General features: G+C 65.3%; 16 protein-coding genes and 1 tRNA gene. 7 read left to right on the plus strand and 10 right to left on the minus strand.

Going from position 1 to position 17,887, the window contains the following annotated elements; translation table 11 throughout:
- Nucleotides 1–669: 669 nt before the first annotated feature.
- The 6 genes from ABWO17_RS05325 to ABWO17_RS05350 form a co-directional block, all read right to left on the minus strand.
- Nucleotides 670–1,497, minus strand: coding sequence for a lysophospholipid acyltransferase family protein (locus tag ABWO17_RS05325; protein ID WP_353116646.1), 828 nt, complete (start codon nt 1,495–1,497; stop codon nt 670–672).
- A 254-nt stretch (nt 1,498–1,751) separates the two neighbouring features.
- Nucleotides 1,752–2,423 carry a glycosyltransferase family protein gene (locus ABWO17_RS05330; protein ID WP_353116528.1) on the minus strand — a complete coding sequence of 224 codons (672 nt, stop codon included), beginning with the start codon at nt 2,421–2,423 and terminating at the stop codon, nt 1,752–1,754.
- Between the two features lie 85 nt (nt 2,424–2,508).
- Complete coding sequence (locus ABWO17_RS05335) at nt 2,509–3,735, minus strand: replication-associated recombination protein A (protein ID WP_353116529.1); 1,227 nt, start codon at nt 3,733–3,735, stop codon at nt 2,509–2,511.
- A 341-nt stretch (nt 3,736–4,076) separates the two neighbouring features.
- Nucleotides 4,077–4,796 carry a 16S rRNA (uracil(1498)-N(3))-methyltransferase gene (locus tag ABWO17_RS05340; RefSeq protein WP_353116530.1) on the minus strand — a complete coding sequence of 240 codons (720 nt, stop codon included), beginning with the start codon at nt 4,794–4,796 and terminating at the stop codon, nt 4,077–4,079.
- Nucleotides 4,797–5,118: 322 nt separating this feature from the next.
- Nucleotides 5,119–6,207, minus strand: a complete 1,089-nt coding sequence (gene gcvT, locus ABWO17_RS05345; protein WP_353116531.1) for a glycine cleavage system aminomethyltransferase GcvT — start codon at nt 6,205–6,207, stop codon at nt 5,119–5,121.
- A 386-nt stretch (nt 6,208–6,593) separates the two neighbouring features.
- Entirely contained in the window at nt 6,594–8,312 is a 1,719-nt protein-coding gene (locus ABWO17_RS05350) for a hypothetical protein (RefSeq protein ID WP_353116532.1), read from the minus strand.
- Nucleotides 8,313–8,860: 548 nt separating this feature from the next.
- Between ABWO17_RS05350 and ABWO17_RS05355 the strand changes: the two genes are divergently transcribed.
- From ABWO17_RS05355 to ABWO17_RS05365, 3 genes are all read left to right on the plus strand, one after another.
- Entirely contained in the window at nt 8,861–9,961 is a 1,101-nt protein-coding gene (locus ABWO17_RS05355) for a GAF domain-containing protein (protein WP_353116533.1), read from the plus strand.
- A gap of 24 nt (nt 9,962–9,985) precedes the next feature.
- Nucleotides 9,986–11,008 (plus strand): rod shape-determining protein, encoded by a 1,023-nt coding sequence (locus ABWO17_RS05360; protein ID WP_353116534.1) that lies wholly within the window; start codon nt 9,986–9,988, stop codon nt 11,006–11,008.
- A 125-nt stretch (nt 11,009–11,133) separates the two neighbouring features.
- Nucleotides 11,134–12,009: an inositol monophosphatase family protein gene (locus ABWO17_RS05365; RefSeq protein ID WP_353116535.1), complete on the plus strand. Its 876-nt coding sequence runs from the start codon at nt 11,134–11,136 to the stop codon at nt 12,007–12,009.
- A gap of 6 nt (nt 12,010–12,015) precedes the next feature.
- Here the strand turns inward: ABWO17_RS05365 and ABWO17_RS05370 are convergent, their stop codons facing one another.
- Entirely contained in the window at nt 12,016–12,735 is a 720-nt protein-coding gene (locus tag ABWO17_RS05370) for an NUDIX hydrolase (protein WP_353116536.1), read from the minus strand.
- On the opposite strand from ABWO17_RS05370, the gene rimI reads away from it, so the two are divergent.
- The 4 genes from rimI to ABWO17_RS05390 all read left to right on the plus strand — a co-directional run bounded on the left by rimI (nt 12,734) and on the right by ABWO17_RS05390 (nt 14,768).
- Nucleotides 12,734–13,309: a ribosomal protein S18-alanine N-acetyltransferase gene (rimI, locus tag ABWO17_RS05375; protein WP_353116537.1), complete on the plus strand. Its 576-nt coding sequence runs from the start codon at nt 12,734–12,736 to the stop codon at nt 13,307–13,309. The genes ABWO17_RS05370 and rimI overlap by 2 nt on opposite strands.
- A 206-nt stretch (nt 13,310–13,515) precedes the next feature.
- Nucleotides 13,516–14,271: a triose-phosphate isomerase gene (gene tpiA, locus ABWO17_RS05380; RefSeq protein ID WP_353116538.1), complete on the plus strand. Its 756-nt coding sequence runs from the start codon at nt 13,516–13,518 to the stop codon at nt 14,269–14,271.
- Between the two features lie 38 nt (nt 14,272–14,309).
- Nucleotides 14,310–14,645 carry a preprotein translocase subunit SecG gene (gene secG / locus ABWO17_RS05385; RefSeq protein WP_353116539.1) on the plus strand — a complete coding sequence of 112 codons (336 nt, stop codon included), beginning with the start codon at nt 14,310–14,312 and terminating at the stop codon, nt 14,643–14,645.
- A gap of 36 nt (nt 14,646–14,681) precedes the next feature.
- Nucleotides 14,682–14,768: transfer RNA gene (locus ABWO17_RS05390), tRNA-Leu, on the plus strand.
- Nucleotides 14,769–15,082: 314 nt separating this feature from the next.
- Here the strand turns inward: ABWO17_RS05390 and ABWO17_RS05395 are convergent.
- The 3 genes from ABWO17_RS05395 to ABWO17_RS05405 form a co-directional block, all read right to left on the minus strand.
- Nucleotides 15,083–16,207, minus strand: a complete 1,125-nt coding sequence (locus tag ABWO17_RS05395; protein WP_353116540.1) for an acyltransferase family protein — start codon at nt 16,205–16,207, stop codon at nt 15,083–15,085.
- Nucleotides 16,208–16,713: 506 nt separating this feature from the next.
- Entirely contained in the window at nt 16,714–16,878 is a 165-nt protein-coding gene (locus ABWO17_RS05400; RefSeq protein ID WP_353116541.1) for a hypothetical protein, read from the minus strand.
- A gap of 83 nt (nt 16,879–16,961) precedes the next feature.
- Nucleotides 16,962–17,774 (minus strand): LexA family transcriptional regulator, encoded by an 813-nt coding sequence (locus tag ABWO17_RS05405; protein ID WP_502914872.1) that lies wholly within the window; start codon nt 17,772–17,774, stop codon nt 16,962–16,964.
- Between the last annotated feature and the right edge of the window lie 113 nt (nt 17,775–17,887).

The following is a 17,887-nucleotide window of genomic DNA, read 5'->3' on the forward strand; positions in this document are numbered from 1 at the left end:
TACATGCATAGGGCAGTCAACGCCGCCTGTGCGCACAGTGAAAAGGTTGATGCGGGTTTTGTCAACTAGATTCCTCTGAAATGTTGCATTGTCATGCGCTGTAGTAGTCCATGCATTTGAATGGTTGATCAATCCAGTACGGATTGTCGTGCTTTGGCGGCAGGTAGCGCAAAACGAAGACGGCCCCACAATGGGGCCGTCTCGTGAGGAGTGTTCCGTTGCTCACCTTGCGCACCGAGGGAACCGACGAACCTGTCCAGGAAAGCGTGAAGGAGGCAGGCGGAGTGCGTCGGGCCGGTTTGTTTGGCCAAGCAATCAAAAATTAGCATCGCAAGGGCGACACGTCAAGGATGGGGAGGTGGGCCGTTTGACAGCGGGGGCAGCGCGCTGCCGGGGGATAGCGGCGCTAAGGTTACCCTTGATCTGTTTCGAATATCGTGGCGGTGGCGTGGGTGGGCTGATGCAGGTGCTGACTGTTTAAACAAACAAGACGGCTCCCGTGAAAGGGAGCCGCCTCGGAGAGGAGTGTACTGATGCCAGAAGAGCTTGGCCGGTAGGTGCATACCGGAGGGTGGATGGTGCAGATCACGCCCTGGGCTGACTGGGTAATCAATCAGTGCAAGGAGACTATAGTACCCCCTCGGGCGAGTGTCAACACTTCAACCCCTGTCAAGATGAAATGGCGCGAATTTCATTGCGCCATTCGGCAAGGCAGCCCGCGATGAAGGCGTACACGGCCGCCTGCTCGTCCTTGCCGTTGCCAGCTACGGCAAGGGGGGCGGCAAAGCGGAAGTGCACCGTGCGCTGGGGGCGGATGGGGCCGAAGTCCTTGATGGGCCAGCCGGTGCCCCAGGCATCTGTCTTCAATGCCAGCGGCACCACGGGAACACCGGCACGGCGCGCCAGCTTGACCCCGATGGAGTTGAATGTCTTGGGGTCCAAGGCATCGCTGCGGGTGGCCTGCGGAAAGATGATGATGGATATCCCGCGGTTCAGTCGTTCCTCGCCACCTTCCAGCACGGCCGCAAGGTCGTCGCGGGGGTTCACGCGGCCCACGGTGATGGGGTCACGCGCGTGCAGCACGTGCTTGAACACGGGGTAGTCGGCCAGGCTTTGCTTGACCACGAAGGTCACGTTCTTGTGCGGCTGGATGATCGAGGGCAGTACGAAGGTTTCCAGGGTGCTCATGTGGTTGCCCACGAATACGCACGGACCTTCCAGGCGCGTGAAGTGATCCATGCCCTCTATGTGCAACCGTACCCCGGTGCGTTCCAGCGCGCGGACAATTTCCAGACTGCTGCCCACCCATGCCGAGGCCGGATATTCCTTGCGCAGGGCCGCCGCCGCCGCGCGGCGCACGATGCCTGCCATCATCGGATAGTAGGCCAGCGTGGGGATCAACCGGGCGATGGGGCCTGCCGCATCGACAGGCGTGGTGTAGGCATCGCCGGTGAACGGCACGGGCATGTCGGGGGCGGGCATGTCGGGGGCGGGCATATCGGGGGCGGGCATATTGGGGGTGGGGATGTCGGCGTCGGTCATGTGGCGTATCCCTTTGCGGTCTTGTCGGGCGTATGGCGCGCGGCCACGGCATGTGCCGAGGCGGGGGGTGGCGTGCGCTGCACCGCCGTATATCCCGGCGGCGGAGAAAGGAAAATACCTTTGCGCGTGACTTGGGCGATAGGGGCGATAGGGGCGACTTAGGCGCTAGGAGTGACTTGGGCGATAGGGGCAGGCGCGCAGGTTCTCCGTCAGGAAGCGGCGTTTTCCTGCTCTTTCTTAATCTGCCGGAAATTCAGGCCGCCCTCGTCCAGACCCCGTCCGGAATCGTAGATGCCCACGGTGCGGTCGGTGAACTGCACGCTGCGGGCGCGGCGATAGTAGCGCAGCATGTTGCGGTAATCCGCCTCGTAACTGCGGCCCTGCCAGCCCTCGCAGCGTACCACGGCAAGCTCGCGGGTCATGCACAGGCACAGCGGGTCGATGTTGCTCTGCCACACCGGGTCGCGGCCTTCCTCGATCACCGGCAGGTAGGCGGCCTTGTGCGCCAGGCTTACGTCGATGCGCGCGATCAGCAGGTCAACGTCCGGGTATGCTTCATATATGATGAAGGCTTCCGGCGTCAGCGAGTTGTCGTCGTCCAGGAACAGGATGCGCCTGCCACGCGCGGCCCGCAGCAGCCCGTTGCGGATGGCGTTGCCGTAGTCCTTGTCGGGCCGGAAGTCGAACCAGCGCACGAAGGTGTCGGGCCGCATCCGTTCGCCCTTCACGCCGTCGAAGCCGATCAGCATTTCCACGTCGCCGGTGGCCAGCCCGGCCCGCTCCATGGCCGCGCGTACGCTGTCGATGGCAAGGCCCAGGGCCACCGGGCGGTCGCCCCGGCTGGGGGTGATGATGGAATAGCGCGGTGCGGTTTCGGGCATGCGTGGTTCCGGCGGGTTTGGCGCGTTGCGTGGTTGCAGGGGGCTGTGGTGCCCGCAGTGCGGGCCGTGCACCGTGACGGTGCCGTTACTCGGTACGCGGTTTGCGCTGGCGGGCCAGCCTGCGCCACCAGTTGGAGAGCCGCTGTTCGTCGCCGTGTTCCTTGGGCTGGTAGAAGCGGCGTTCCGTCAGGCCGTCGGGCAGGTAATCCTGTTCTATCCAGCCATCCGGGTAGTTGTGGGGGTACTTGTAGCCCTTGCCGTAGCCCCAGTCCTTCTGCAACTTGGTGGCGGCGTTGCGCAGGTGCATGGGCACGGGCTGCGGGCCGTTCAGCTTTATCTCTCGCGCGGCGTTGAGGTAGGCGGCGTAGCTGGAATTGCTCTTGCGGGCCAGGGCCAGGTGCACCACGGTCTGGGCCATGGGAATGAACCCTTCCGGCATGCCCACGAATTCCACGGCCTGCTGGCAGGCCACGGCCAGCGGCAGGGCCTGCGGGTCGGCCAGGCCAACGTCCTCTGACGCGGAAAGAATCAGCCTGCGGCATACGAAGCGCGGGTCCTCGCCGCCTTCCAGCAGGCAGGCCAGATAGTACAGGGCCGCGTCCGGGTCGCTGCCGCGTATGGACTTGATGAGCGCCGAGGCCAGTTCGTAGTGGCTGTCGCCGTCCTTGTCGTGACGGCTGACGATTTCCGGCATGGCGGCGCGCACGCCGTCCAGTCCGCGATTCTCGACGGGCAGCCCGGCCACGTATTCCACAAGGTTCAGCATGGCGCGGGCATCGCCGTGGGACATGCCGGACAAAAAGTCCAGCACGTCGTCGGTCAGGGGCGCTTCCTGCGCAGCACCGCCGCGCCTGCCGAGTTCCATCAGTTCTTCGCGCCCCAGCGGGCGCAGGCGCATGACGTGCAACCGCGACAGCAACTGGCGGGTCACGCTGAATGACGGGTTCTCGGTGGTGGTGGCGATCATGGTGATTTCGCCGCTTTCCAGGATGGGCAGGAAAAAATCCTGCTGGGCCTTGGAGAAACGGTGCAACTCGTCCAGCACCAGCACGTCCACTCCGGACAGCGCGCGGCGCAACTGCTGCAACCCGGCCTCGGGCGCGCTGAGGCGCAGCACCTTGGTGCCGTGGGTATTGGCCAGCAACAGGGCCAGCGTGGATTTTCCGCACCCGGGCGGGCCGAACAGCAGCAGGCTGGGCAGCCGTTCTGCGTTCAGCAGCGCGGCAATGCGCGGCGTAAGGTGGGTCTGCCCCACGAAGCCGTCGAGAGTGCTGGGCCGGATGCGCTCCGGCAGGGGCTGCTTCAGCGTCACGTCATGGTCTCCGGAAATATCGGACGGGCCGGGCAGAAGCCGGGCGGAACTGCGATTGGTCGGGGATGCACATGGCCGCGCCCGTGCATGCCGGAATCGGTCACTGGCCTGACCCGTGGACGGTTTGCCACACGGTCGGGCCAGCGGCTTCGGTCCTGTGTATCAGGCCCGCCGCGCAAGGAAAAGATGGATGAGCGGCTCGGGACTCCGGATGGCAGTGCCGGAGCCCACTGGCCGGGCTGTCCCGAGGGGGCAGCCAAATGGGGCGGTGTCCTTCGGGCAGCAAGGGCCTGTGCTGCATGCGCGGTGATGCCGCAGCCGCTGCACGTTGCGTCAGGCATCTACCGCCCCTGCCGACCCCACCAGTGCAGCCCCAGGCAGAGCATGGCCGCCGTTTCCCAGCGCAGCACGCGGCTGCCAAGGCTTACTGCCCGCATGCCGGAATCCAGCAGCGCGGCCACCTCGCGGTCGGAAAAGCCGCCCTCCGGCCCCACCACGAACAGGGTGCGCCCCGGCTGGCCCAGATCTCCGGCGCCCAGCAGCACGCCGCCGGTGTCGCCTTCCCACAAAATGAACCGCCTGGCGAAGTCGCGGCTGGCTTCGGCCAGTTCGGCCACGCCGCCGGGCAGGGTGCGCAGTTCCGGCAGCCACGGGTTGCGGCTTTGCTTGGCCCCGGCCTCCATCTGGGCGTGCCACGATTCGCGGGTTTCCTCGGGCACGCGCGACTGGCTGCGTTCCGCCTGCCACAGCCAAATGCCGCCCGCCTCAAGCTCCACCGCCTTTTCCATCAGCCAGCCCCGGCGCACCTCCTTGCCCCAGCCGATGGCCAGCACCGCCTGCGATGCCGGTGCCGGGTGCTCCGTGATCGACAAGGGCGTCAGGCGTACCAGCGCCTTTTCCGTGTCCGTGACCCGGAATTCGCCCTCGCGTCCCAGGCCGTCCAGCAGGCGCACCGAGTCGCCCGCGCGTACCCGCACCACCTTGACCAGGTGGCGGGCCTCCTGCCCATCGAGCAGGTACGGTTCGGCCCAGCGTTCGGGCGGCAGGAAGAAGGTGCGCATGGTAGTGGCTCCGGGGAGTGGGGATTGGCGCAGGAGCAGGTGTGATAGGTGCAATATGCACAACATGGCGCGCGGCAGGATTTTTTCTGCTGGCAAGGAAAACGCGCCCTGGTCGTACGTGACCGAACTGGCAGGCAGCGTTTGACGCAGACAGCAGGAAAAAGACGCCGCGCGCTAGGGGTTGTTTCCAAATTAGGATTTTCGTTCGTTGGCAAGGAAAACAAGCCCGCCATGACGGGAGTATACTCTTATCGTATTCGACCGGAATGGCGGGCGAAGTTTGACGTAGCCAACGGGCGAAAGGACAATTTGAAAACAGCCCCTAGACCAGTTTGGTCCGCGCCGTCCCCTGCGTATAGAACGGCAGCCCCACGCGGGTGGCTTCCAGTTCAACCTTGGCGGCCTTGACCACGAAGGTCGGGGCCTCGGCATGGGCGGCGGCAACGCGGGCCAGCGCCACGGCGTAGCCCAGCGAGGGGCAGAACGACCCGCTGGTCACCACGCCCGCCACGGTGCCGTCGGGCAGGGCCACCACATCGCCATGGCGGGCGCTGCGGCGACCGGGGATAGACAGCGCCACCAGCGGTTCGCGCACTTCGCAGTCCGCGCCCTTGCCCACGTAGTCGGCGGGGTTGGTCAGCATGGCACCGTAGCCCGCTTCCGCCGGGGTGTGGGTGTCGTCCAGATCGTGACCGTACAGGGGCAGGCCCACTTCCAGGCGCAGGGTGTCGCGCGCGCCAAGGCCCGCAGGCTTCACGCGCTCGTCGGCCAACAGGGCGGTCCACAGGGCCTCGGCCTTGTCCCAGGGCAGGTACAGTTCCACGCCCAGTTCGCCGGTATACCCGGTGCGGCTGACCAGCAGCGGCGCCCCGCCAAAGGTCACAGAGCGGAAGCCGAAGTAGGGCAGGTCGCGGAAGCTTTCGCCCAGCACCGTTTCCAGCACGTCGAACGATCTGGGGCCTTGCAGGTCCAGCTTGGCGGTGCGGGCCGAGATGTCCTCGAAGGGCAGTCCGGCAGGCAGGCGCGAGCGCAGGGCGGCGAAGTCGCTTTCCGTGCAGGCACCGTTGACCACCAGCATGTAGTCGTCCTCGGCAATGCAGTACACGATGAGGTCGTCGAGGATGCCGCCCGTCTCGTTCAGCAAAAAGCCGTACCGGCAGCGGCCCGGCTTCAGCGTTTCCAGGTTGTGGCTGACGGCGCGGGACAGCGCATCGCGCGCGCCGGGGCCGCGCAGGGTGAATTCGCCCATGTGGCAGATGTCGAACAGGGCGGCGGATTCACGCGTCTGCACGTGCTCGGCGATGATCCCGGTGGGGTACTGGATGGGCATGTCCCACCCGGCAAAGGGGGCCATTTTGGCCCCGGCGGCCCGGTGCCACGCGGTAAGCGGGGTTTGCAGCAGGTCCGACAAGGGGTGCTCCTTCGTGTCTCCGTTGGGGTTGGCGCGGTCATGTGGTATGGGGGCGCGCTGCGCCGGGGCAAGGCGGTCTTGCGTCCGGCGCGGAAATTCGGTGCGCCGTGCGGCGCGCGCCAGAAATAGCGCGAGAAGGGATTTGCGGCAACCGGCTGGCGACCCGCTGGGAGCGGACGTGGTGAGCGAGGTGGCAGCTGGCGTGACGGTTGCCGCAACGGTTGCCGCAACGGGCGCCACAATACGCTGCGGACAGTTGGGGCGACGGTCGGCATTGCGGGCCGATTGGGCATGCGCAACGGTGCACCGCGTGCGGCTGCGAAAAGGGGCTGGCGGCGTGTACAGCCGCCACGCGCGGATGCGGTGCCGCGTGGGGCGGCAGCCCGTTACGCGGCGGTCTTGCGGGTGCGCTGGATGGCCCGGAACTCGTCCACCAGCGACACCAGCTTGCCGTAGTTGCGCTTGATTTCGAGACCGCCGGGGGTCAGTTCGTCGTCGCGCTTTTCGATGTAGGTGCGCAGCAGGTAGCGGTCGTTGAGCATGTTTTCGCCAATGGCGATGACGCTGGAAACCAGCGTGTCGAAATAACTGACGATTTCGAACTTCAAGCCGTGCAGCAACTGCACCGCCTCGGCCAGCATGCGCCGGTAGCCGATGCGCTCGCCCCGGTACTCGCGGTCCTGGATGTCCTCTAGGTAGCGCACCTTGCGGGCCTGCTGGATGTAGCTGTATTTGGCCCAGACCTCCTGGTAGAGCTCGTGCAGGTGGCCGAAGGCCTCGTAGTTTTCCGGCGAGAGCAGGTAGTTGTCCAGCACCTTGATGACGTTGGCAAAGAATTCGTCGCTGTAGCCGATGATGCGCCGCTGGTGCTTGGACAGCCATGCGTACAGGAACTTCAGGCGCTTTTCGTCCGTGTCGGTGTTTTCGACGATCTCGTTGCGCTTGAAGATGATCCTGCCCGTGTATTCGCCACGGGTTATGTCGTTCAGGCGCAGGAACATGTTGCTGGCGTCCTTGATGATGTTCAGGTCGCCCAGCACCTGCCCTGTAACGGGATGAATGACTTCCTGCGATTCCACGGACAGGGCGCGGTCCTGCCGCACGTTGTCGGGGTTGAACTTGTGCTGCCGGTAGGTCACCCGCAGGATGACCACCCGCCGTTCGCGGTCCAGGAAATATCCCGCCTCGTCGATGGTGCGCAGGGCCTCTTCCTGGTCGGCATCCACGCGTACCAGGGCCAGCTTTTCCACGCGGGGGTAGGGGCGCGAATCGCCCTCGCCGATCATGGTGGTGATGGTGCGGTCCGACTGGCCCAGCACGCGGACCAGGAAGCGTTCGCCCATCTTGTGCAGCCGCCGCGCGAACAGCGCGCTGGAGGTGCGCCGTTCCGAAACTATGGGAAAGCCGTACAGTTCCATCAGGTACTGGTACACGAACAGCCGGTTGCGTTCGTACATGTCGTTGTCGCCCACGTCGAACTTGCCGATGCGCATGCCGAAGCGCTTGATCTCGCTGTCGAGGTCGGACGGGAACGAGGCGAACACCCCGCCCAGGTGGAAATGGCCGAAGCTGTCCAGCGCGAAGACCTGGGCGCGGTCCATGGCCAGCAGAAAGGGCATCAGCGCGGGGTAGTAGTCGAGCACCGAGGTGTCGAACCGCCCGAAGCGCTGGCGGAAGGATTCCTGGAAGGTCTTGGGCAGGCGGGTCTGCATGGCCTGCACGTTGCGGGCGATGACCTGCGATTCCAGCGGGCACGAGGCGCCTTCCGCCACGCTGGCCGTATCCAGCACCGGGTGCAGGATGTCGAACTGGAAGACTTCCTGGAAGTAGTTGAGGGGCCGTTCGAAGGCCACCATGCTGAAGCCGGGCAGGTGCTTGTATTCCCACAGGTCCGCTTCGAACGAGGGCAGCAGTTCGCGCGATTCGACCAGGGGATAGTCGGCGTGCTCGAAGAAGGGGCGCAACAGGCATTGCTTGACGTGCACCACGTCGAGAAAACGCTTCAGCGCGGCAAGCGACGTAAGCTCCACCGGCTCGGACAGCAGGCTGTCCTCGCGGTAGACGAATTCTCCCTTGCTGAAGGCGTTTTTCAGGGTGATCTTCATGTGCTGTCCCGATGCACTCAGTGTTTCGCCATTCCCCTCCGGCATGGCGAGACGGATTGCAGTTGCCCCTTTGCGATATCCAAGCCTATTTTTTTTTCTAAAAAAATTCTACCATAATGTGACGGACAAAGGTTCAGGCACAAGGGTTTGGCGGTATCCGTGCACCATGGAGGCCGCGCCACTCGGGGCCATGGCGGGGGCGCGGCTGTTGCGGGAACGTGCCCGGCTTTGTTAAAGCTCCGGTTGAAACGAAGCGGTGGGCCGCAATGGCGCTGTCGCAGTGCGACAACGCACGCCGATGCCCCGGCCCGGTCCCCGTATCGGTTGCCGCCTGACTGGCCAGACACCAGGCATGGCCGTGGGGATGCGCGCGGGGCCTCTTTCCGATCGCTTGGCGCGGCCCGCCCCCTTGCGGGCGGCACCGCGCGGGGATAGGCTGTCATCCGCCTTCGTTTCACCCAACGGTGGCGCCCCTGCCTGTTGCGGCGGGGTCGCGCGCCATACGCCATGAACTCCGGCCACCGCACGGGGCCGGAGAGGAACCGGATATGAACAGCCAACGTTGCCACGAACGCATTCTTGCCATCATTTGCAGCGTGTTCGATGCGTATTCCGCAGTGCTCTTCCTGCCGGACGGTACTGCCATCGAAAGTGCCGACCTTTCGGCAGGTGCCGCCACGGCGGCGGCCACCGCCGCGCTGGACCGCGACAGCCAACTGCACCGCCTTGCCGCCAGCTTCAGCCTGGGCGACATGGTGGATACCGGTACGGCCGTTGCGCCGGGGCGCGGGCTGGTGGGCTGGATCATCCGCAACAGGGAACCGCTGCTGGTCAACAACTTCGATCAGCGCCAGAGCCACCTTGGCTACTACCGCAGCAACGAAGAGGCCACCATCAAGGCCTTCATGGGCTGCCCGGTGCCGGGCGGCGGCGCGCTGTGCATCGACAGCAAGCGGCAGTATTCCTTTTCGGACAAGGACCAGAAGATCCTGCAACTGTTCGCCGACCTGATTTCCGGTGTCGAGGGCGTGGCCTGCCGGGGGGCCGGGCAGGCCAGCCTGACCCGCTATTACACGGCGTTGCAGGTGATCAGCGAGCTGCGCGGTCGCATCAGCCGCTGGCCGCAATTCCTGGCCGAATTCCTGCGCCTGATGGCCGAGGCCACCGGCTTCGACCATGCCCTGTTCGCCGCCCGCGACGGCGACGGGCAGAACTACATCCTGGAAGGCGAGAGCCACCAGTTGTTGCTGGGCAAGGGCGACGCGCCCATGTATCCCATCGGCAACGGCATCGTGGGCTGGGTGTTTCGCAACGACGCGCCGGTGTTCACCGAAGGCACCGACGGTTCGCCCGTGGCCCCGCTGTTCGGCAAGGGCGTGCACATGCCCGCCTTTCGTTCCGTCATGTGTCTGCCGCTGATGATCAACAAGGTCACGCGCGGGGTGTTGTGCCTGGGCCACGCCGAGCCGCGCGTCATTCCCGACGATCTGCGAGCCTTTACCCGCATGTCGGTGGACCACCTGGCCTTGTTCCTGGAGAACCTGTACCTGAAGAGCAGGCTGCGCGAACTGCTGCCCAAGGCCCGGCTGGAACGCCGCGTGCCTGCGCCCGCCCCGCACGACCGCCCCGATGGCGACACCGACGACTGACACCGCAACCGCGAGAGCCACTAGATGCTGCGCAGACTGTTCGGCTTTCTGGGCAAGGACCTTGCCATGGATCTGGGTACGGCCAACACGCTGCTGTACACCCGTGCCGATGGCATCGTGCTGAACGAGCCTTCGGTGGTCGCCCTGGAAACCGAGCACAACACCGTGCTCGCGGTGGGACGCGAGGCCAAGGAATTCCTTGGCCGCACCCCCAAGCGCATCCGCGCCATCCGCCCCATGAAGGACGGCGTCATCGCCGACTTCGAGGTGACGCGCCAGATGATCGCCTTCTTCATCCGCAAGGTCATCAGCGGTTTTTCGCTGGTCAAGCCGGGCATCGTCATCTGCGTGCCCACGGGCATCACCCAGGTGGAGAAGCGGGCGGTCATCGAGTCGGCCCACCAGGCCGGCGCGCGTGACGTACGCCTGGTGGAGGAGCCCATGGCCGCGGCCATCGGTGCCAATCTGCCCATCCACGAGCCGCTGGGCAACATGGTGGTGGACATAGGCGGTGGCACCACCGAGGTGGCGGTGATCACCCTGTCCGCCATCGCCTATGCCGAATCGGTGCGGGTGGCGGGCGATGCCATGAACCAGGCGGTGCAACGCTACTTCAAGGAAGAATTCCAGCTGCTCATCGGCGAGAACACCGCCGAGCGCATCAAGATGGCCATCGGTTCGGCCTTTCCCCTGCCGGAACAGCTGATGGTCGAGGTGTCCGGCAAGGACATGGTGAGCGGCACCCCCAAGGTGGTGCGCGTTACCGACGGCCATGTGCGCGAGGCCTTGCAGGAGCCGGTGCGCGTCATCATCATGGCCATCCGCAAGGCGCTGGAAAAGACCCCGCCGGAACTTTCCGCCGACATCGCCAGCAACGGCATGCTGCTGGCGGGCGGCGGCGCGCTGCTGAAGGGGCTGGGCGCGCTGGTTTCCCGCGAGACGCGCCTGAAGGTCATCATCGACGACGACCCGCTGACCACCGTGGTGCGCGGCACGGGCCGCACCCTGGACGACCGCAAGTTCTACGGCCGCGTGTACATCAACTAGGCGCCCGGTAGCGGCAAGGAGGGGGCAGGCCCGGCCGGGACGACCGGTCGCGCGGCATGCCGTTTCCACCTTGCCTGTCCCGGTGCCGCAACACCATGGCGGCCACCGCCGTCGCACGAGCCAGCATGTCCGCATCGTCTTTCGGTTCGTCTCCCGGCCAATCCCGTGCTTCGTCCCCCGGCGCGTCTCCTGACCGGCCTGTCGCTGCGCCCGACGTAGCGGCAAATCCCTTCGCGGGCAGCCTGCCCCGCATCCTTGATATCATCCGCGAAAGTGGCGCCTTGGTCATGGACCACTGGCGCAAGCCGCGCAACATCCGGCTCAAGGGGCGCATCGACCTGGTGACCGAAACCGACCTTGCCGTGGAGGCGTTTCTCAAGGAACGCTTGAAGGACGTGGTGCCCGGCGCCACCTTCATGGCCGAGGAAAGCGCCACCTCGCGCACGCCGCGCGGCACCTGCTGGATCATCGACCCCATCGACGGCACCACCAATTTCGCGCATTCGCTGCCCTTCGTGGCGACGTCCGTGGGGTTGTGGCACGAGGGCCGGGTGCTGCTGGGCGTCGTCAATGCGCCCGTGCTGGGCGAGTGCTTCTGGGCGGTGCGGGGCGGCGGGGCCTTTCGCGATGGCGAGCCGCTGTGCGTCTCTGACCGCGAGCCGCTGGAACAGGCGGTGGTGGCCACCGGCTTTCCCTATACCATCAGCGAGGACGTGGACACGGTGCTGGCCCGGCTGCGCAAGGCCCTGGTGACCACGCGCGGGGTGCGGCGCTGCGGTGCGGCGGCCATCGACCTGGCCTTCGTCGCTTCCGGTCGGTTCGACGCCTTCTACGAGGCGGACCTGAAACCGTGGGACACGGCGGCGGGCTGGCTGCTGGTGGAAGAAGCGGGCGGGCGCGTGACCGGCTTTGACGGTGCGCCGTACGATTTCAGCAATGAGGGCATTCTGGCCAGCAATGGCCGGGTGCACGAGGCCATGCGCGAGGTGCTGGCGCTGTAGCGGGGTTCAGGGCAACCCAGGCATCTCCGGTTCCCTGGCGTGTGCCAGTTCGGGCATGTCGCGGAACACGTCGCCGCGTTCCGTGGCCCAGATCAGCGCGGGCGTCAGCATGTCTCGAAAATGTTCAAGCAGCGCATTAAGTTCATCGGCATCCACGAACATGCCGTCGGCAACCTCGTCCGGGTTGGGCCGCGGCGCCTCGCCAACGGGACCGGCCGCGAACAGGGTGATGTGCGCGAACCCCGTTGCTTCCGAAGCGGGAATTTCCGCCCGGCGCACCAGGCGCCCCGCGGCAATGCCCAGTTCCTCGCGCAGCTCGCGCAGGGCGGCGTCCTCGCGCGATTCTCCGGCCTGCACGTGCCCGGTGGCCGAAAGGTCCCACCGGCTGGGGTAGCGGTGCTTGTTCGCGGCACGCTTTTGCAGGTAGACGCGGCCCTCTGCGTCGTGCAGCATGACCAGCACCACCCGATGGCGCAGCGTCTGGCGGCGTGCCTGGGCAATGGGCATGACCAGCAGGGGCCGGTCGCGCTCGTCGGTGATTTCCAGGTATTCCACGCCATCGGCGGGGTCCGCGTCGTCCTGGTGCCCCGGCTTGGCCCCGGAGCTTCTGCGCGGGGCGGACCGGCCACGGGCCCGGAGGCGCGGCGTTTTGGCGGTGCGCGCGGCAGCGGTGCGGCGCGAACCGTCGGTTTCGTCCGCAGTACGTGAAGGAGGGCGTTTGCCCATGCAGTCTCCTGTCTGTTCCGGGCCCGGCGGGGGCCAGCGCGGCCCGCGTCCGGAATTTTTCCGTCTGGATTCCGGCGACATCACCGAAGTGGCCGAACTGGAACGCCAGTGCTTTTCCACCCCGTGGAGCGAAGAGCAATTTCATCTCGCCTTTGAACGCAAGGTGTTTTCGGTGTTCGGCCTGCGCGATGCGGGGCGGCTTGTGGCGTACGTGGCCGTGTATCACCTGGCGGGCGAGCTGGAAATACTCAACGTGGCCGTGCGCCCCGACCAGCGGCGGCGCGGGCTGGGCCGCCGCCTGCTGGCCATCCTGTTGCAAGTGGGTGCCAAAATGGGCATACATAGGGCCGTGCTTGAGGTCCGCACCGGCAACGCCCCGGCCATCGGCCTGTACGAAGGGCTGGGGTTCACCCGTGCGGGCGTGCGGCCCCACTACTACGGCGACACCGGCGAAGACGCCATCATTTATGAATGCGACCTTGCGGGCTGGGCCTGCCGCGAGCCGGACTGTGCTGCCCCGTGCGGCACTGCTTCCCCGTGCGGCGATGCTGCCGGAGGGCCCGGCGGGAACTGAGCCTGCGGGCGAGCCTGGCTGTGCCCCTTGCATGCGGTGCGGCGCAGGCTGCGCACCGACCGGTGACCCGGCGGGCAGCCTGTGCTGCCTGAGGGCCTCCGCTGGCACCTGATGGCGTCCGGGGCAATCGGCAGGCACGATTTTCGGGCGGGGCACCCACCGCCCGCCATTGTCCACCTTTCACGCAACACCGTCCGGAGATCCGCATGAAGAAGCTCATGGCCGCCAACTGGAAGATGTACAAGACCGCCGGAGAAGCGCGGACCACTGCCGCGTCGCTGGCGGCGCTGACGGCGGACACGCTGCCGGACGACCGCGAGGTGGTGATCTTTCCGCAGTTCACGGCGCTGTCGTCCGTGGCCGATGCCCTGCGCCATGCTGCCGGGTATTCTGTCGGCGGGCAGGACGTGTACCCGGCGGCGGAAGGCGCCTATACCGGAGAGATTTCTCCCGGCATGCTCACGGACTGTGGCTGTGCCTGGGTGCTTGCCGGCCATTCCGAGCGGCGCCACATCATCGGCGAGAGCGATGCACTGGTGGGGGCCAAGACCGCGTTCAGCATAGACGCGGGGCTCAAGGTGGTGCTGTGCATCGGCGAGACCATAGAGGAGCGCGAGGCGGGCCGACTGGGCGAGGTGCTGGCGCGCCAGTTGGACACCGGCCTTGCCGGGGTGAAGGGAGATGCCGTGCCCGCCGCCATTGCCGTGGCCTACGAGCCCGTGTGGGCCATTGGTACCGGGAAGGTGGCCGGGCCCCCGGAAATCGTCGAGGCCCATGCCCTGGTGCGCAAGTTGCTGGTGGCCCGCTACGGGCAGCCGGGCAACGCGATACGCATTCTGTACGGCGGCAGCGTCAAGCCGGAGAACGCCCGCGAAATCATTGCCCTTGACAATGTGGACGGTGTCTTGGTAGGAGGCGCTTCTTTGCAGGCTGACTCGTTCAGCCGCATCATTCTGGCGTAAGCCGTGCCCCGGCGCGGAGTTTTCACAAGGAGAGTACGGTGCAGACCCTGATCCTGACCCTGCATGTGGTCGCGTGTCTTGCCCTGATCGTGCTGGTGCTGCTGCAGTCCGGCAAGGAAGGCATGGGCGTGATCTTCGGCGGCGGCAATACCTCGCTGTTCGGCAGCACTGGCGCCGGTGGCATGCTTGCCAAGCTGACCGCGTTCCTGGCGGTCCTGTTCATCATCACGTCGCTGTCGTACAACGTGCTCACCGGCAGCCGCAAGTCGGACGATTCGACCATTCTCGACGTGAAGCTGGAAGACGTGCAGCCCGCTCCGGCGGCCCCCGCCGTTCCTGCTCCCGCCGCCCCGGTCGAGCAGAAGTCCAACTAGCAGCGCATGTTTCGGCGCGCCTTGCGCCAACCCCGTGCCGAGGTGGTGGAATTGGTAGACACGCTATCTTGAGGGGGTAGTGGGAGAAATCCTGTAAGGGTTCGAGTCCCTTCCTCGGCACCATTGAACATGAAGCCGTAACCGGAATCACCGGTTACGGCTTTTGTACGTTCTGCGACGGGCAGGAAAACCTGGGGGCGCCTGCGCGGAAGGGGGAGGTGAGCCGACACCGGGCCAACTGTGCGAACTGCGCCAACTATGCGAACTGTGCCTACTATGCGAACTGTGCCAACTGTGCGAACTGTGCCAGGTGGGGCTGCCACACCCCGGCTCCTGTCCTCTCCTGTTGCACCCATGTCGTGCCCGGACGCAACCGGCGACCGCTCTGGCCCCCTTGCATGCTTGGCGCAGCCCTGTGCCCTCTGCGGGAATTCAGGCTAGAAAATGCGCTTCAGCCCAGGAAGGCGGGTCAGGACGAGGTCGCTGACCATGAGGCTTATGCCATAACTCACCATGATGAGGAAGGCTGCTTTCAGGAAAATGGACAGCGGCCACGGTACGAACACCAGCGCCAGCGGATAGAGAATGAGCGGGTGCAGGTAGTAGGTTCCGTAGGTGTTACGCGCCAGATAGCGCCAGAATCGGCCGTTTCCGGCGATGTTCTGGCGAAACAGGGCAATCATCGCGAACAGGGATGTCAGGCAGAACAGGTTGAACAGAAGGATGGCCATGGCCTTGAAGCCGATGTCGGGCGTCGCCGCCTGGGGGCCCATCCGCCACATCAGGTAGGCCAGCCCCGACAGTATCCACAGCGGCATCCAGAGACGCAGGCGAGGCTGAAACCCGGCGTCCGTGAACCAGCCGGAGCGGCAGGCGAAAATGCCCAGCGCGAAGTATCCGACGTAATTCGGAATGCGCACCGGCTGATAGGCGAACAGGTAGTTGTTGCTCCACAGATCCAACTCGCAGCGCGTGGCGATCATTGTGGAAGCGGCCGACAGCAGCAGGATGAACAAAGCGTGCTGCCACCAGGCAGGCCGACGGACGCCGGGGGGCCAGGCAGCGAAGCGGCGGCTGGCCGAGAACAGGATGGCGGTGACAGCGAACAGGGCCAGCAGGACGCCAAGGTACCAATAGACCGATTGCTGATACGCCTTACCCCAGAAGTCTGTCTGCCAGAAGGTCCAAAGGGACATCGGCACCTGACGGGAATAATAGATAATATAGGCTGTGGGCGGCGCAAGAATGAGAACACCGAAAGCCCACGGAATTCCTATTCTTCGAATCTTGTCCCTGAAGAACAGTGTGGGGCCGCGCTTCACAAGGGACGGCCAGACGAAATAGCCGGCCAGAAAAAACATGATCTGCATGATCGGCACATCGATCAGCAGCACCATGCAGGTAAAGAGAATGCTGCGATTACTGTCGAGGACGTACCACCAGGGTGGTGCGAACTCCATGTAGGTGATGAACCCATGCAGGGCGACGACGAGAAACACGACAACGGCGCGAAGGTTGTCCAGGGAATGGTTTCGGGCGGAGACAGTTGGTTCGGGCATCATGCGCCCCCCGGAAGGTTCGATCTCGGAATCCATCATCAGGCAAGGCCGGTACGCCAACGCGGGTACGACTGGAACTGTCGTGCATGTGGCAACGTCTTGTCACCTGTGAAAAGAGAACCGTAGCCAAGACGGTCTGTCTTTTCGTATGCCTGCACGGCTGACCGAACAAGCAATTTGTGATGGCTCGGCATTTCTGCAAGCAGAGCGGACGACCATGGCTACGGATGACGGTGCAGCTGACCGCGTGGCAAGCACGCGCGGCACGGCACGAAGTTGCGATTTTTTACATACCGTCACCCGGCGATCAGCCCGGATCAACGCTGGCTGGCCTTGCGCCTGTACGGGGATACGGCGGGGGTGGCTGAAGGATTCCACGCACTGGGGCATGGGGCGGGCATCCCTGCGGCCCGCCGCGTGCTGTGGCGACGGGCCGCGTCAGGAGGGGCTGGCGTGTCTGAGTTGGCGGGCGCGTTGTGTTGCCGCATGAAGAGGCGCAACGCAGCGTCCTAGCTCAGGCGGTTGATGTCGAGGGGCGCGCCGCAGCAGGGGCAGATGTCCACGCGCTTGCCGCTGAAGCAGGTGCCCGCAAAGAACAGGGTGCGAAACTTGCGTTCGATGGAGCTGTACAGAACCCAGAGCTGATGGCCGCAGGTGCAGAAACGCTGTTGCATGACGATCTCCTTGGGGATGTGGCGGGGCATGCCGCCGACTGTTGTGTTTATAAAAGTGAACATGTCGGATAAAAAAAGGGGGGTTAGCCCAATTCCCGGCACAGCCAGACCACCCGGCCGATGACGCGGAACTGTTCCAGTTCGTCACCGCGCACGCGAATGGGCGAATAGGCGGAGTTGTCGCTGACCAGGGCAAGGCCGTCCGGGGTGCGCATGATGCGTTTGACCAGCACGGCATCCTCCAGGCCCACGGCATACACCTGGCCGAAGCGCAGGTCTTCGGTGGCGCGGTCCACCAGCACGGTGTCGCCGTCGCGGATTTCCGGTTCCATGCTGTCACCCACCACGTCCATGAGTACCATGGCAGAAGGGGTGCCCTTGCGGGCCAGCCAGGCATGGGCGAAAGGCTGTCCGCCCACGGGCATGGCCTGCACCTCGAACGAGCCGCCACCGGCGCTCAGCCGGGCGCGTACCTTGGGCACCATGTGCACGGCGGGGGGGATATCCGCGAGGGGAGGGGCAGGCATGGTCGGGCGCACTGTAGCCGGATGACCGGGAACGGCTCCGGCGTGCCTGGCGGACACGGTGCCGGGGTTCCCCGCCGTGTGCGCCTGTGCGGCGGCAGGCTGGGCCTGCGATACGGGACGGGGGGTGCCGCGCCCGTATTCCAGCCAGTCGGGCGACAGTCCATATACCCGCGAGAGTCGTAGAATCCACTTCTGCGGGATGGCATCGCGGTTCTTGGCCTGGGTGATGGCGCTGCGGTTCACCCCCAGCACGCGGGCAAGCGCCTGCTGCGTGGTGATGTCCGTGCCCTGCATGACCCGGGCGAAGAAGGTGTCGAAGGCATCCGGCATGGTGGTGTCCTGTATGGGGCGGGTTCTTCTGTCCGTCATGACATGGCCACGTGATGATGGCCGCATGACTGGCCGTTTCACTCGCTGTGTTCACTTTTATAAACAAGATTTCGCGCAGGGTGCAAGCGAAAAATTCGCGTCCGCGCCGTTTT

Origin of the sequence: Nitratidesulfovibrio sp., from assembly GCF_040373385.1 — a bacterium.
In the GTDB taxonomy this organism is placed as follows: domain Bacteria; phylum Desulfobacterota; class Desulfovibrionia; order Desulfovibrionales; family Desulfovibrionaceae; genus Cupidesulfovibrio.